Raw genomic sequence first — 15020 nt, forward strand, 5'->3', positions numbered from 1 at the left:
GGGGCCTTTGCTCATTGTGGCTGCAGTGTCTGGGGCGTATGTGGTTTGGGGGTTTTCGGCGGTGTAAGTGTTGTCGGTGGTCCGGGGTTTGCGGGCGGTGTATCCACCGACGCGGCTGCGTGCACTTACTGACTAGGTTTATGACAGTTTCGTGGCAAAATTTGTGCTCAAAGTGTCATAAACCTAGTCAGTAACTTGCGGTCGGGAACGGTTTGCAACCTCTATAGGTTGTCGTCGTCGACCCAGGCCTGCACCCCACGGGGCTGCTGAGGTTGTTGCGGTTGCTGTGGTGTTTGTTGCGCTTGCTGTTGGCGGGCCTGGGCAACTGGATCCTGCCACGTTCCCGGCTGCTGGGCTGGCTGCGGGGCTGGCTGCTGCGACGGAGCCGGCTGCACTGGCTGGTTCGTATTGGACTGCTGGTACTGCTGACCCGCAGGCCCGGCCGCTCCTGCCGCTCCTGCAGCTCCGGCTGCACCAGTTCCGCCACCACCCGCTGCGGGCTTACCGGAGAGCATGTCCAGGTAGGTGTCATCGCCGTCGAAAAGCGTCCTGGTGATGGCGGTCTTCGGGTTGAGACGACGGAGATCGTTGAGCTCCTGCAGCGGCTTGCGAAGATCGTCGAAGTCTTCGCCGAACTCGTCCGAGAGGTTATCGCGTGCGTCATTGATTGCGGTGCGCGCAGCCAAGAGCAATGCGCGGACGTCCTCAATTACCTTCGGCAACCGCTCAGGTCCGATGAGAATTAGTCCGAGGATAAAGAGGACAAGAATCTCGCCCCAGCCAACATTAGAAAACACGTTATACCACCTTAGTTACAGTGCACCTCGCATGCAGCATTGCGTGGCCAAATCCACCAAATCTGCTAAGTCCGCAGAAACCAGCCGAAACCGGCCGAAACCAGCGCCCCCTACTCCGGCGTGATCTTCGCCTCCAGCTCGGCTCCGTGGCGAACGATCTTCAATACCGCCTCATTACCAGCGCCAACAGTCCACAGCGCCACCGTGAGCTCATCTGCGGACGATACCGCGCGGTCTCCCACAGCCGTAATCACATCGCCTTCCTGCAGGCCTTCCCGGTCGGCAACGCCTCCCGGCAGGATGCTGGCAATCTCGGCACCAGTCAGTGCGCCATTGGAAACCGTGCGCGCTGTCACGCCAATCCCCGGATGAACCGGCTGCTCACCGGCGATGAGCTGCTCCGCGATGGCAACGGCTGAATTGATTGGAATCGCAAAGCCCAACCCCTGTGAGCCACCCGAACTACTGAAAATCACCGTATTAATACCGATAATGGCACCGCGGATATCCACCAGTGGACCACCCGAGTTACCCGGGTTGATGGAGGCATCGGTCTGAATCGCATCGGCGTAACCGTCCGTGTCGGTCCCCTCAGCAGCCAGGCGCACCGGGCGATTGAGCGCCGAGACAATGCCCGAGGTCACCGTGCCGCCAAGCCCCTGCGGCGAGCCCATCGCAATCACTGTGTCACCGACCGCAACCGCGTTGGAATCACCAAGCTGCGCCACAGTCAGCCCCGCAACATCTTCGACCTTAATCACAGCGAGGTCGGTCTTCGGGTCGCGGCCAATAATCTTGGCCGGCACTTCCTTCAGCTTTCCGCCGTCCCAAAACGTTACGGAGACCTGCATATCCTGCCGGTCCGCCACCGCCGAAACGACGTGGTTATTCGTCAAAATATGACCGTCACCATCAATGACAAACCCCGAGCCCACGCCCGAGACCTCACCGGCACTGACCGCAATCGACACCACCGCGGGACGAAGAGCCTCCGCCACCTTGCCGATTTCAGTCAAATCACCGTTGCCCGGCCGCCCCTCGATCTGCTGCAGCTCCACACGCTGGTAGTCCGAGCGGAAAGACTTGCCAGCCCAACCTCCAACAAAGCCGCCAACACCGCCAATGAGCAGCACCACGGCCGACGATGCCGCAATCACACGCCACGGCACCTCGCGGCCAAAAATCACTTCCCGCGCGCTGACGCGGGGAGCCGTCTTCGGGCGAGGCTTCTTTTTCGCTTCGGGTTTGCGGGCTGGACGCCCCGTCGTCATGCGTGACGACGAATCCTGCCACGGCGAATACTCTTGGGCGGTCGCACTTGTGTCGTCGTCAAGCTTCTGCCCTGGAGCACGCTGTAACCCGCCAGTTGCGGCGGCACGATCGGAGTCCGGGGCGAACGCGGAATCATCGAAAGAGCGATGTTTGCCCACTAGTGACTACCACCTTTACGAAAACCGCGAACGATCTGCTCCAACGCGGCACTCAGCGACTCCGGCGGACGGTGCGTGAGATGCCGCGCCGACCGATGGGGCTCTGAGTCCTCGCAACTGCCTGCGAAATCAGCAATACGAGCGCGCAGCTCAGCTGGAATGTGCAAGGGCGCACTATCACGCAGACGCTTGGCTGCCTGCCGCTGCTTCGCGACCTCCCGGCGACACTCCGGGCATGCCATCAGGTGCGCCTGCGCACGACGCTCAGCTACGACCGACAACTCGCCGTCAACAAAAGCGGCAATCGCCTCGGTGCCGAGATGCTCCGTTGACAAAAAACGCTTGTCATCGCCCTGCTGAATCACAGACTGCAGCACCTCCAGAAATCGCACCTATTTAACTAGCCCCACAATAGCCGCTCCCGCGGATTGAGTGCGGGAAATCTAGCCTGCGGTGACCGACTCCGGCAGCTCCTGTCGTTCCTTCTCCAGGCGCTCCAACGTCGCCCGCAAGCTGGAACGTGCCCGGTGAATACGCGAACGCACAGTGCCCATCTTGAGCCCAAGGGTGCTGGCAATTTCCTCGTAGGTCAGCCCCACCACATCACAGAGGACAACCACCGCGCGATAGTCCGGCTGCAGCTCAGCCAGCGCGATTTCCAAATCCGGGTCGAGCATCGCGTCATCGACGGCCTGCTCCGGGGTCTTCAGCGTACCCGGGACGCGGTCGTAGTTCTCCGGCAACGCCTCCATCCGGATGACCTGCCGATGCCGGACCATATCCAAAAACAGGTTAGTGGTAATCCGATGCAGCCAGCCTTCAAAAGTGCCGGGACGGTATGACTTCAGCGAGCGGAACACACGCATGAATGTCTCCTGCGTCAGGTCTTCCGCGTCCTGCTGGTTACCAGTCAACCGATATGCGAGCCCATAAACACTATCCGCGTGGGCCTGGACCAGCTCCGACCACGACGGCATCTCCCCCACACCTGCGTCAAAAGCCGCGGTGCCGGACAGTTGCTCAGTTACGTCAGCGGACGCGGCGTCCTCGCGGCTGGCGCCTACGCTGACTCGTTCGGACTTGACTCGTTCGGGCATGAGGTTCAGTGTTCCTTACCAACCTTAGGTTTGTAGTGACCTTACCCTGAAAATAGTTTGAGAGTCCAGACAAACTTGAGGCTTGTTTACCCACCTAGTCCGGCACTGACCGGCGCGCCCCGCTGCCCTGCCCGGAGTTTTTTCCTACGCTATAGAACGTGTCCGAAACGAGTTCTTCTGCTACCCCGCTATCCGCACGTGACGCTATTGCACAGCACGTCAACAACACGACCGTAGTCTCCGAGGCCCTTGAAAGCGCCCGAGAGAGCGCTCGCGAATACGGAGTTGCCGTCCCCGATACGATGACCGGCGCCGCTTTGACCTCGCTCATGGCTCTGACCAGTGCCCGCCGCGACGGTCACCCCGCCGCTGTCATCGCATCGCCTGCGGCAGGCGTAGTCGGTTTGCACCTGGCCGCCGGCCTCGGCGATGACGGCGTTCTCACCTGCATCGACCCGGAGCTCGAGCACCAGTCTCTGGCAAAGTCCGCTTTCCGAGCCGCAGGCATCCGCCCCAACCGACAGCGCTTCCTGCCTTCGCAGCCGCTGGAGGTCATGGATCGACTGGCCGCCGACTCCTACGACTTGGTCTACTTGGACGTCGCCCCGGCGATCCTCCGCGCCGCCCAGGAAAAGGCCTGGCCGCTGCTTCGCTCCGGTGGCGCGCTCGTCCTGACCGGCGCGCTCCTCGACGGCACTGTCGCTGACTCGTCACGCACTGACCGTGACACCGTCGCTGCCCGCGAAGCCGACGAATATATGCTCCAGCTTGACGACGCTTACGTGATGCGCCTACCTCTAGCAGCTGGCACCACTGTGCTGGTGAAGAAGTAGTTTTCTACTGTTGGCCGGCCGGCTAGCGGCAGCGGTGGGCCACTGCGACTTACTGACTGCGTTTATGACTCGCGGCGGCGGGCCAAGCCAAGTTACTGACTGCGTTTATGACAAAAATGATCTGAAAAATCGTCTGGAAGTGACATAAACTCGCACAGTTTCACATTTGCAGCCCGTATTCACATGCGAAGCCCGTAGCCACACGTGCAGCCCATAATTTTTGGGGCTGCCGGTTTTGGGGCTAGGTAGCAACTAGGTAGCAAAAAGGGTTAGAAGAAAAAGGGCACGTACCCCACGGTACGTGCCCTTTTGCAGCCGCTCGGACTCAACCAGCCTAGATAACCTGGTTCTTACCAACGGCCACAACGCCGCCAGCGCTGACCTTGAAGCGCTCTGCGTCCTTCTCCGGATCGACACCGATAATGGCGCCATCTGAAACTACAACGTTCTTGTCCAAAATCGCGTGGCGAACCACTGCTCCGCGGCCGACGCGAACGCCTGGGAAGAGAACCGAGCCCTCCACCGTCGCGCCGTCCTCGACCACAACGTTGGTGCTAATCACCGAGTTGCGGACCGTACCACCGGAGACAATCGAACCAGCACCGACCATCGAAGCCTGAGCAATACCGCCCTGGACGAACTTGGCCGGAGGCAGGTTCTCCTCCGAGAAGGTGTGGATTGGCCACTTCTTGTTGTAGAGGTTAAACACCGGGTGGACGGAAATCAGGTCCATGTTGGCCTCGTAGAAGGCATCGATGGTACCGACATCACGCCAGTAGCCCTTGTCACGTTCGGTCTCACCAGGAACGTAGCTGTCCTTGAAGTCCCAGACGAAAGCTTCGCCCTCCTCTACCAGCATCGGAATGATGTTTCCGCCCATGTCATGGTCGGAGTTTTCATCTTCCGAGTCACGCTTAATAGCGTCGATAAGCGCGGAGGTAGTGAAGATGTAGTTACCCATCGACGCGAACGTCGAGTTCGGGTCATCCGGGGTGCCGGGCGGATCTGCCGGCTTCTCCAGGAACTCGGTGATTCGGTTGTTGTCATCGGCATCGATGACACCGAATGCGCTGGCCTCAGAACGCGGGACGCGGATACCAGCGACGGTCACGCCAGCGCCAGACTCGATGTGGGCCTCCAGCATCTGCTGCGGATCCATGCGATAGACGTGGTCGGCACCGAAGACGATGACGTACTCCGGATCCTCGTCATAAACCAAATTCAGTGACTGCAGAATCGCGTCCGCCGAACCGGTGAACCAGCGCTTACCCAGACGCTGCTGAGCCGGCACCGGGGTGACGTACTGGCCGGTGATGCCGGACAGCTGCCACGCCTGCGAAATGTGACGGTCGAGCGAGTGGGACTTGTACTGGGTCAGCACACAGATCTTCAGGAAACCTGCGTTGACCAGGTTCGACAGCACGAAGTCGATAAGCCGATAGCTACCGCCGAAAGGCACGGCGGGCTTAGCGCGGTCTTCCGTCAGCGGGAAGAGACGCTTGCCTTCGCCACCGGCAAGGACAATGGACAAAACATGTGGTTGACTCCTCACACCAACCAACCTATATGCGATTTACGTTCCTCGCTGCCAGTCTCCCCTCCCCGCTACCCACACCCAGGCATATCAAGCGACGGAAATTGTCAAATCTGGTTACGCTGGAACTATGCGTGTTGCCATGATGACCAAGGAATACCCTCCGGAGATTTACGGCGGAGCAGGTGTTCACGTAACTGAACTGACTCGTTTCATGCGCGGCCTCGACGGCGTTGACGTCGATGTGCACTGCATGGGTGCTCCTCGCGATGAGGCGGATGTATATGTCCACGGCGTTGACCCGGAGCTGAAGGATGCCAACGCCTCGATTAAGACGCTGTCCACGGGGTTGCGCATGGCCAATGCCGCCGCGGCAACCGACATTGATGTCGTCCACTCTCACACCTGGTACTCAGGCCTGGGCGGTCACCTCACCGGTCTACTCAAGGGCATTCCGCATGTGGCCACCGCGCACTCACTGGAGCCGCACCGCCCGTGGAAGCGCGAGCAGCTCGGCGGCGGTTACGACGTTTCCAGCTGGTCCGAGCGCAATGCTATGGAGTACGCAGACGCTGTCATTGCTGTTTCCGCGCGCATGAAGGACGCCATCCTGGACGCCTACCCGCGTATCTCCCCCGACAAGGTTCACGTTGTCCTGAACGGTATCGACACCGAGCTGTGGCACCCGCGCCCGACGTGGGAAGAGTCCAAGGAACAGAACGGCTGGTCTGTCCTGGAGGAGCTCGGCGTTGACCCGTCTCGCCCGATGGTCGCGTTCGTCGGCCGCATCACCCGTCAGAAGGGTGTCGCTCACCTGGTCAAGGCCGCATCGCTTTTCGACGACGGTGTGCAGCTCGTTCTGTGCGCCGGCGCTCCGGACACCCCGGAAATCGCGAAGGAGACTGAGCAGCTCGTCCATGACCTCCAGGAGAAGCGCGATGGCATTTTCTGGGTGCAGGACATGCTGCCGAAGGAGAAGATCCAGGAGATCCTGACAGCCGCGGATTCGTTCGTCTGTCCGTCCATCTACGAGCCGCTGGGCATCGTTAACCTTGAGGCTATGGCCTGTGGCACCGCCGTTGTCGCCTCTGATGTCGGCGGCATTCCGGAGGTTGTCGTCGATGGCGAAACCGGCACTTTGGTTCACTACGACGAGTCTGATCCGGAGGGCTTCGAGCGTGGAATCGCTGCCGCGGTTAACAACATGGTCGCCGACCGCGACCGCGCTACCAAGATTGGCCAGGCGGGTAAGAAGCGTGCTGAAGATGTGTTTAGCTGGGAGAACATCGCTCAGCAGACCGTTGAGGTTTATAAGTCTTTGATGTAGCTGGCTGTCTGCGAGACGCCACGGATGCGCGGTGGACGGAGTCTCCTCATAAGGCCCATCGCTTCCGAGAAGGAAGCGGTGGGCCTTTCTTAGCCTTTTTACTAACCCCGTTCAGGACATTTACTTATGCCCTTGCCCACTTTTCTAAACCTAATTTGAGTTTTGGCTGAATTTATCATTACTGGTCAATAGCATCCTGAGTATGAGATTCACTAAGAAGGTGGCAGCAGTTGGTGCCGCCATTGCCATAGCGCTAGCGGGTGCACTACCGCATCAGGCGCTCGCTACAGAAGTAGCCCCATCCCCTAGTACCGCTACCATCACCGAGCGTGGTCCCCTTGGACAGTCCGGTCGCTGGTTTACCGACGGTGATGGCCGTGCTTTCCTCACTCAGGGGTCGAACATCGTCTACAAGCACGATCCTTACACCCCAGAGGCCGGAGGCTTTAACGAGGACGATGCTGACTGGCTCGTGCAGCAGGGCTTCGACTCCATGCGAGTCGGCATTATCTGGAAAGCAGTAGAGCCAAAGCCCGGCAAGTACAACGACAAATACCTGGATTCCATTGCCCGCACTATCTCCATGCTCACTGAGCGTGGAATCGCGGTCTTGGTCGATGCCCACCAGGACATGTACAACGAGAAGTTCGAAGGCGAATTTGCCCCGGATTGGGCTGTCATTGACGACGGCGTTCCCAGCCTCTTGAAGGTTGGCTTCCCCGCTAACCAGGCCCTCAATATCGGCCTCATTAGGGCATACGACAACTTCCTGAATAACCGCGAAGGGCCGGGCGGTGTTGGGTTGCAGGAGCGTTACGCAGCCATGTGGGGCCATGTCGCCAAACGCCTTGGCGACATGCCGGGACTGATGGGCTACGACATCATTAATGAACCGTGGCCAGGCTCGGCATACCCACTGTGCTATCTGGCTCTCGGCGACTGCGGCCCGGCTAAGGAAAAGCTCGATGAACTGCACCAGAAGGCTGCCAATCAGATTGTCAACAAGGACCCGGACGCTATTGTCCACTACGAGCCCTACTCCATGTGGAACACCGGATTGAACACGAATCCGGCAGCCCCGGAGGTTCCTGAAACCGCTGGTACGGCTCTCAGCTGGCATGTCTACTGCACCACGAATGCCCTGTTCAACACCTACACGGGCTGTGATTTCTTCGATGGTCGTACCTTCGACAATGCGGAAATCGTCTCATCCGGTAACGGCTCGGCCACACTGCTTTCCGAGTTCGGCGCCACCGACGATGCCGATACCCTCAATGGCGTAATTTCGCTTGCCCGGCGCCACATGGTCGGCTGGCAGTACTGGTCCTACTGTGGATGCGACGACCCGACGACGCAGAATCAGAAGGAACAGGGCATGGTCTTCGACCCGAAGGTTCCAGGACCTGTAGGTGCCGATGCCTTCAACCGCGACAAGATGACCATTCTCGCCGCTCCACACCTGCGAGCGGTCGCAGGCACCCCGCAGGCTACTGACTGGAACCGCGACACCCGTGTCTACAAGGCCAGCTGGAACAATAGCCGCGTCGACGGCACCGGAGTTTTCGCACCTGGTTCCACCAGCGAGCTCGTTGTGCCCTCAATCAACTTCCCGAATGGGTTCACAGTGAATGTCGAGGGTGGCCACGCCACTGTCGCTGCCGATGGCCAGACGGTTCATATCGTCTCCACTGCTGACCACGTGTCAGTCACCATCCAGCCGAAGTAGAACCAACCGCTCGATTCACCAAATAACGCCCTGTGGATTCTTCCGCAGGGCGTTTTTCGTGCCGCAGGGTCCTCCCACACCATCGGACCGAAAACCCACCTCAGCTTGGGCTACAAATATCGGGAATATAATGGCTTCCATGACCACTCACGAGAATTTTCCAACGGTCCGACACACAATTTTCCAAAACTCACTGATGTCCGCACTGCTCGATGGCATCTACGACGGCGAGATGACCATTGGCGAAATCCTTGGTCATGGAAACTTCGGCATCGGCACCTTCGACGGTCTCGATGGCGAAATGGTAATCCTCGACGGTGTCTGCTGGCAGGTGCGTCACGACGGCTCCGCGACCCGGGCCACCATGGATCAGCGCAGCCCCTACACGGTGGTCACCAACTTCGTTCCCCACACGGTGATGGATGCGCCGGAAAACCTGACTCGCAAGGAAATTAGCCCCATCATCGATTCCCTGGTGCCGAGCCAAAACTTTATGTACGCACTGCGGATTACCGGCGAATTTGAGTGGGTGAAGACTCGAACCGTCGTAAAGCAGGAAAAGCCGTACCAGAAGATGGTTGATGCGACGGAAGAAGACGCCTCGGTTGATTTTGAGAACCTGCAGGGCACGATTGCGGGCTTCCGCACGCCGGTCTATGAGAAGGGAATTTCGGTGCCCGGCTGTCACGTGCACTTCCTCGCGGAAGGCGGCACCGGCGGCGGGCATGTGCTGGACTTTAAGCTGCGCTCGGGCACTATCGAACTGTGCCCGGGCACTGACCTGCAGCTTCGCCTTCCGCTAACGGCGGAATTCTCGGATGCTGACCTGGATCCGGAAGACCTGGATGAGCAGATTCACAAAACCGAGGTCAAGGAGTAAACGCTAGTCTCCCGGGCGGCCAAGACGAGTGACGTAGGCACGGGCGGTGACGTGCATCTCTGCAGGTAGCGCCGCAATGCGTTCCTGCAGCACCTCCGGGTGAATATGGCGTGCCGACGGGCTCATACCGATCTGCGCGGCGATTGCACCCTGGTTGAGGTTCATACCGAACTCCACCAGCTCCGGGTCGCCAACAGGCACGAGGTGCCCCTCTGCCTGGGAAATCATGCGCTCGACCTTGCCGCGCTCGACATCAATGATGCCCAGTGGCTCACGAAGCTCACCCAAGTGACCAGTGGTGGCAGTCAGAACCACAACCTGGCCGCCCGGCTTGAGCACGCGAGCGAACTCCTCCGCGTTGCGAGGTGCGAAGACGACTGTAAGCGCATCGATGGAGCCATCACGCAGCGGCAGACGCGCCCACGCATCGGCTACAACGGCGCCGAGGCGCGGGTGGCTCTTGGCCAGGTGCTTGGCGGCCGGCACAGACACATCAATGCCTACGCCACGGGAATTGGGAATGCTGTCCAGCGTGTGTGCGAGGTAGTAACCAGTGCCCGCACCGACTTCGCAGATGACTGGGCTGGCGGCCTCGGACACGTTGGCGTCGTCAAGCACGTCCTGGACGTTGCCTGTAACTGCCTCAACGAATGGAGCATAGTGGCCACCAGAGAGGAACTCCTCGCGGGCGGTAATCATCTTGGCGTCATCGCCGGTGTAGCGCAGACCAGCCCCTCCGGCGAGCGTAACGTAACCCTGGCGGGCGACATCATAGCTATGTCCGGATTCGGACTTCAGAGTCATTCGTTCGGCATCACCAAACTTCAAATCAGTGCCATCGATGGGGTCAGCAAGCACATCAATGATGTCAGCTAGCACGTCGGTCACTCCTCAAACTGAGCTAGAAAAATAATTTTCACTATCTTAGCCCGTGTCGAGCTCAGCCAAGTAACTCCAATGCGAGTTACTGACTACGTTTATGACAAAAATTGCCCGAAAACTGGCTTGAAAGTGTCATAAACTTGCACAGTTTCACATTTGCAGCCCGTATTTTTTGTTCATAAACCCTCATTCGAGCCGTTATCACCTGAAAAAGAAAAGGCGACCTACACCACTGGTGTAGGTCGCCGCTGGGTCAAAACCGGACAGGCCCGGCCACTACCCGGCCTCTACCCGATACCCCACTACTCTGCTACTCCACTACTGCTACAAGCTCTGCACCGAGCTCCTTGGCTTCCTCCGGGGACAGTTCCACCACCAGGCGCCCACCACCATCTGCGGGGACGCGCATCACAATCTTCTTGCCCTCTTTAACTGCCTCCAGCGGACCATCACCGGTACGCGGCTTCATTGCTGCCATGTGAACTCCTTCGTTCTAAGACAATGTCGATGCAGGAGACGAACAGCTACCCCAGCTCAGCTGTGGTAGCTGGGAGATTGACAATCCCGGTTCAAGACCTCGGTCTAAGACCCCGGTTTAAAATCCCGGTTTAGAATCCCGGTCGGCATTTCGACTACTTCTCTTCATCATAGTCTTTTGTTTCACGCAGCGGCATGGGTGAAGCGCCTCAAACTACGCCCCTTACACCAGCCCACGCACCGGATGCAGTGGTGCAAAATCACCAGAAATAGCCAGAGTCATGCGACAGACATCAAGGGTTTCGGACACCTGATGCGAACGAAACACCGCAACGCCGGCAGCTGCCGCATGGGCAGTCGCGGCCAAGGTGCCGGGCACACGTTGCTCGACCGGGCGGTCCAGAGTCTCACCGACGAAGTCCTTATTCGACAGCGCCATAAGCACCGGCCAGCCTGTAGCCACGAGCTCATTGCAGCGCCGCAGAAGTTCGAGGCCGTGGTAGGTGTTCTTGCCAAAGTCGTGGGTGGGATCGATGAGGATGCGGTCCTCCGGCACGCCAGCGTCCACTGCCCTCTGGGCGAGTTTGCCGGTTTCTGAGATGACATCGTCCACGACGTCGTCGTAACGCACGCGAATCGGATTGGTGCGTGGCAGTGCCCCACCTGTGTGCGAGCAGACGTAACCCATCCCGTGGGAACCCGCGACTTCCAGCAGCTCCGGGTCATGGCCCGCCCAAGTGTCATTAATGAGGTTGGCGCCAGCGTTAATGGCGGCCTCTCCGACTTCGGCGCGCCAGGTGTCGACGCTAATGTGCAGGTCAGGATAGCGCTCGCGGACCTTCGCGATGGTCGGCACCACGCGCTCGATTTCCTCGGCAACAGTTACTTCTGCACCGATACCGGCCTTGACGCCGCCGATGTCGACAATGCCCGCGCCTGCCGCAACAACTTCGTCGACGCGAGCAAGCGCAGCCTCCTCCGCAGCCGTCGCGCCACGGTCATAGAAGGAATCCGGGGTGCGATTGACGATGGCCATCACCGTCGGCACCGCGGAGTCCTGATAAAAACTCCGCACAGCGTCCTACCTTTCGCTGAAGCGACGGACTCGGCGGAGCTTTTCGGAAACGTCAGAGGTCGGCTCACACTCTTCCAACAGCTTTTCGTGCGCGGCCTCGATGTACTCGACCGCTTCGTCAATGGAGTCGGTGACCAGGAAAAGGTCCATATCAGTCGGAGAAATCAGCTCCATGGCCACTAGTTTCTCACGCATCCAATCAACCAGCCCCGACCAGAACTCAGTGCCGAGCAGCACGATTGGGTGATTTTCCACCTTCTCGGTCTGAACCATCACCAGTGACTCAAAGAGTTCATCGAGAGTGCCGAAACCGCCCGGCAGGCAAATAAACGCCTGCGAGTACTTCAGGAACATGGTCTTGCGCACGAAGAAGTAGCGGAAGTTCATGCCCAGGTCGACCCAGTCATTCAAGTGCTGCTCGTGCGGCAGCTCAATGCCCAACCCAATGGACAGGCCGTCGGCGTCGTAGCAGCCGCGGTTGGCGGCTTCCATGATGCCCGGGCCGCCACCGGTGATGGTCGCGTAACCCGCCTCCGCCAGCGCCTTGCCCAGGTCGAAGCCCCACTGGTAGTAAGGGCTATCCTCTGGCAGACGTGCCGAACCATATACCGTCACCGCCGGCGGAATCTCCGCCAACGCACCAAAGCCGTCAACGAACTCCGACTGAATGCGCAGCACACGCCAGGTATCGTTGTGCAGCCAGTCCGTGTTCGGATTGTGTGACAACAGCCTGCGGTCGGTCGTAGACGCCTGCGGTTCGCCCGCCTGTCGAATCGCGATTGGGCCGCGGAGTGCACGGCGCTTAGCTGGGGACGGAGTACGTACAGGTTTCATAACCTCACAATGTATGCCAGCAATGACATACGCGCACCCGCTCGGCGAGGGTGGGGTGTGATTCTAGGCTCACTCAGCCACCGGCGCGGTGGTCAAGTACCGCCGCACATCCTCCCACAGTGCCGTTATGCACTCGACCGGAATCTGCTCATCCTTCTTGTGGCAGTACGCCGGGTCACCCGGGCCAAAGTTCACCGCAGGAATGCCGAGCGCCGAAAAACGCGCCACATCGGTCCACCCAAACTTGGGCTTTACGACGTCGCCTGCGACCGCAACCAACTCCTTCGCAGCCGCCGCATGCAGTCCAGGCAGCGCCCCAGGGCTCACATCCTCGACATCGACGGTGAGGTCCTCGGGCGCGAACTCGTCGAGTCCAAGCACCTCTCGGAAGTGCGCCATGGCCTCATCGGCGCTGCGGTTGGGCGCGAATCGGAAGTTGACTCGCAGCACCGCCTCGTCGGGAAGCGTATTGGTAGCAACCCCGGCCTCCAGCCAGACGACGTTGAGCCCTTCGCGGTAGGCCAAGCCGTCGATATCCACGGTCTGCGGTTCATAGGCGGCAATGCGTGACAGCACCGGTGCTAACTTGTGCACGGCGTTGTCGCCGAGCCACGCCCGAGCCGAGTGTGCACGTGTGCCGTGAGCGGTCAGACGCAGGCGAATAGAGCCCTGGCAGCCGGCTTCGATGACATTGCCGCTGGGCTCGCCCAGCAAAGCGACATCGCCAGCCAGGAGCTCCGGATGCGACTCACTCAAGTGCCGCAACCCGTTGAACTCCGCGGCGATTTCTTCGCATTCGTACATGATGAGCGTCAGATCGCGCTGCAACTCCTGGCTTGCCGCCAGCGTCGCAAAAGCATGCAGGTAGACCGCGTCACCGCTTTTCATGTCCACAGTTCCACACCCAAACAGTGTGTCTCGCCCCTGCGCGTCTACCCCACGCGTCGAGGGCACATTGTCCGCAGTTGGCACCGTATCCAGGTGCCCTGCCAAAATCACGCGCTGCGGTAACCCCCGATGGGTCCGCGCAATCACGTTGTTGTCAATGCGCAGGACCTCAATCGACTCATCTGCCTGCGCGACCTCACGCAATGCCGCCTCGACGGCATCCGCTATCGCGGTCTCATTGTGGGACACCGATTCGATGTCCACCAGTGCCGCCGTGAGGTCTACAGGATCTTGGAGCAGATTTAACTTCGATTTCACATCAATTAAGCGTACAAACCATTGTGCGCCAGCGAAACCAGAATTTTGTGATGAATATGCGCCGCACGACCATTGATCGCATCTCCATTGGCGGGCGCGCCACCGCCGAGGAACAGCGCCAGCTCATGCGGTTCGGCGGAGGTCACACCAATTCTCCCCTCCGCCGGGCGCTTGAGCCCATCAGCCACCTCAAAGACCAGGGTTTTCGCTCCTTCCGGGAGAGTTTGGGCAATGATTGCCTCCGGAGTTTCGCTTGCCGACGACCCCAGCGCCCGCTCCTCCCCCGCAGAATCGGTCGCCTCTCCGTTGCCACGTTCTTCCTCGACAACGCCCGCGCCGGGACCATAGACCACAGCCACACGGGAGCCATAGACCGCAATTACCGGACGCAGCTCATTCGTGCTGACAATAACCGTAGAACCGGCCAGCGGCTTACAGACGGCCGCGACAATCTTGGCCGTTGCATGTGGCAGCTGCACCGGAGTGGGATCGATGTCTCGTCGATAAGCAGGACGAAGCGTTTCGGCGACATCGCCCAGCTCATCGCGCTCCCACATCGGCAGGGCATCGATGCGTGCCTGCTGATCGCGGTTCTTGCGCTCCAGCAGAAGACGGGCGATCATGCCACCGCCGAGCCCCACCGCGATGGCAACTGCGATAACCAGCACAAGACGGTTCGGCGCGATGAGCGCAACCACTGCGGCGATAGCCACACCGACTGCGCCAATTGGCATTGCTCGCGGCGGCAGAACGAAACCAAAGAAGCTGGCTACGGCAAGAATCCAGGCACTCAGCAGTGCGAATCCCACGTAGAAGACCACCGGCAAGGCCAGGACGAAGCCGAGTCCGAGCACACTGACAGCAATGATGAGGCTCACTAAGAACCACTGCTTCATTTTCTGTGTGCTTTCAAGGCCAGCTA

15 protein-coding genes are annotated in these 15020 nt (G+C 59.7%); 4 read left to right on the forward strand and 11 right to left on the reverse strand.

The genetic code is table 11. The features are described 5' to 3' along the window. Positions 1-221: 221 nt before the first annotated feature. From tatB to sigE, 4 genes are all read right to left on the reverse strand, one after another. On the reverse strand, positions 222-797 hold the full coding sequence (gene tatB, locus HMPREF3135_RS03020) for a Sec-independent protein translocase protein TatB (protein ID WP_070437941.1): 576 nt from the start codon (positions 795-797) through the stop codon (positions 222-224). A 110-nt stretch (positions 798-907) separates the two neighbouring features. Continuing rightward, positions 908-2227, reverse strand: coding sequence for a S1C family serine protease (locus HMPREF3135_RS03025; protein WP_070429356.1), 1320 nt, complete (start codon positions 2225-2227; stop codon positions 908-910). Continuing rightward, entirely contained in the window at positions 2227-2619 is a 393-nt protein-coding gene (locus tag HMPREF3135_RS03030; protein ID WP_239271898.1) for an anti-sigma factor family protein, read from the reverse strand. Before HMPREF3135_RS03030 ends, HMPREF3135_RS03025 begins: the two co-directional genes overlap by 1 nt. Before the next feature lie 51 nt (positions 2620-2670). Then, entirely contained in the window at positions 2671-3324 is a 654-nt protein-coding gene (gene sigE, locus HMPREF3135_RS03035; RefSeq protein WP_070429357.1) for an RNA polymerase sigma factor SigE, read from the reverse strand. A gap of 158 nt (positions 3325-3482) precedes the next feature. On the opposite strand from sigE, the gene HMPREF3135_RS03040 reads away from it, so the two are divergent. Next, entirely contained in the window at positions 3483-4157 is a 675-nt protein-coding gene (locus HMPREF3135_RS03040) for an O-methyltransferase (RefSeq protein ID WP_049193703.1), read from the forward strand. Between the two features lie 334 nt (positions 4158-4491). On the opposite strand, the gene glgC is transcribed toward HMPREF3135_RS03040, so the two are convergent. After that, positions 4492-5709: a glucose-1-phosphate adenylyltransferase gene (gene glgC / locus HMPREF3135_RS03045; RefSeq protein ID WP_042388575.1), complete on the reverse strand. Its 1218-nt coding sequence runs from the start codon at positions 5707-5709 to the stop codon at positions 4492-4494. Positions 5710-5821: 112 nt separating this feature from the next. Between glgC and glgA the strand changes: the two genes are divergently transcribed. The 3 genes from glgA to budA all read left to right on the forward strand — a co-directional run bounded on the left by glgA (position 5822) and on the right by budA (position 9624). Further along, the gene (gene glgA, locus HMPREF3135_RS03050) at positions 5822-7018 is read left to right on the forward strand and encodes a glycogen synthase (protein WP_049190040.1); all 1197 of its coding nucleotides are present in this window, start codon (positions 5822-5824) and stop codon (positions 7016-7018) included. A gap of 202 nt (positions 7019-7220) precedes the next feature. Beyond that, entirely contained in the window at positions 7221-8744 is a 1524-nt protein-coding gene (locus tag HMPREF3135_RS03055) for a glycoside hydrolase family 5 protein (RefSeq protein WP_070429514.1), read from the forward strand. Between the two features lie 130 nt (positions 8745-8874). Further along, positions 8875-9624 (forward strand): acetolactate decarboxylase, encoded by a 750-nt coding sequence (budA, locus tag HMPREF3135_RS03060; RefSeq protein ID WP_083280597.1) that lies wholly within the window; start codon positions 8875-8877, stop codon positions 9622-9624. Between the two features lie 3 nt (positions 9625-9627). Here the strand turns inward: budA and HMPREF3135_RS03065 are convergent, their stop codons facing one another. The 6 genes from HMPREF3135_RS03065 to HMPREF3135_RS03090 form a co-directional block, all read right to left on the reverse strand. Next, entirely contained in the window at positions 9628-10503 is an 876-nt protein-coding gene (locus HMPREF3135_RS03065; RefSeq protein ID WP_048732862.1) for a methyltransferase domain-containing protein, read from the reverse strand. A 313-nt stretch (positions 10504-10816) separates the two neighbouring features. Then, on the reverse strand, positions 10817-10984 hold the full coding sequence (locus tag HMPREF3135_RS03070) for a DUF3117 domain-containing protein (protein WP_005509573.1): 168 nt from the start codon (positions 10982-10984) through the stop codon (positions 10817-10819). Positions 10985-11206: 222 nt separating this feature from the next. Next, on the reverse strand, positions 11207-12019 hold the full coding sequence (gene folP / locus HMPREF3135_RS03075) for a dihydropteroate synthase (protein WP_070437943.1): 813 nt from the start codon (positions 12017-12019) through the stop codon (positions 11207-11209). Positions 12020-12064: 45 nt separating this feature from the next. Continuing rightward, a complete protein-coding gene (locus tag HMPREF3135_RS03080) occupies positions 12065-12892 on the reverse strand; it encodes an LOG family protein (protein ID WP_070429515.1) in 828 nt (275 codons plus the stop codon). Between the two features lie 69 nt (positions 12893-12961). Beyond that, complete coding sequence (gene dapE / locus HMPREF3135_RS03085; protein WP_070437946.1) at positions 12962-14098, reverse strand: succinyl-diaminopimelate desuccinylase; 1137 nt, start codon at positions 14096-14098, stop codon at positions 12962-12964. Positions 14099-14103: 5 nt separating this feature from the next. Beyond that, entirely contained in the window at positions 14104-14994 is an 891-nt protein-coding gene (locus tag HMPREF3135_RS03090) for a hypothetical protein (RefSeq protein WP_224784005.1), read from the reverse strand. Positions 14995-15020 lie beyond the last annotated feature (26 nt).

It is taken from the genome of Corynebacterium sp. HMSC14H10, from assembly GCF_001807105.1.
Lineage (GTDB): Bacteria > Actinomycetota > Actinomycetes > Mycobacteriales > Mycobacteriaceae > Corynebacterium > Corynebacterium jeikeium_D.

What these genes read in the sequence shown, in the direction of transcription:
- sigE (WP_070429357.1), bottom strand. Translation starts at nt 3,324, where the DNA reads ATGCCCGAACGAGTCAAGTCCGAACGAGTCAGCGTAGGCGCCAGCCGC.
- glgA (WP_049190040.1), top strand. Translation starts at nt 5,822, where the DNA reads ATGCGTGTTGCCATGATGACCAAGGAATACCCTCCGGAGATTTACGGC.
- HMPREF3135_RS03055 (WP_070429514.1), top strand. Translation starts at nt 7,221, where the DNA reads ATGAGATTCACTAAGAAGGTGGCAGCAGTTGGTGCCGCCATTGCCATA.
- budA (WP_083280597.1), top strand. Translation starts at nt 8,875, where the DNA reads ATGGCTTCCATGACCACTCACGAGAATTTTCCAACGGTCCGACACACA.
- HMPREF3135_RS03070 (WP_005509573.1), bottom strand. Translation starts at nt 10,984, where the DNA reads ATGGCAGCAATGAAGCCGCGTACCGGTGATGGTCCGCTGGAGGCAGTT.
- folP (WP_070437943.1), bottom strand. Translation starts at nt 12,019, where the DNA reads ATGGCCATCGTCAATCGCACCCCGGATTCCTTCTATGACCGTGGCGCG.
- HMPREF3135_RS03080 (WP_070429515.1), bottom strand. Translation starts at nt 12,892, where the DNA reads ATGAAACCTGTACGTACTCCGTCCCCAGCTAAGCGCCGTGCACTCCGC.
- HMPREF3135_RS03090 (WP_224784005.1), bottom strand. Translation starts at nt 14,994, where the DNA reads ATGAAGCAGTGGTTCTTAGTGAGCCTCATCATTGCTGTCAGTGTGCTC.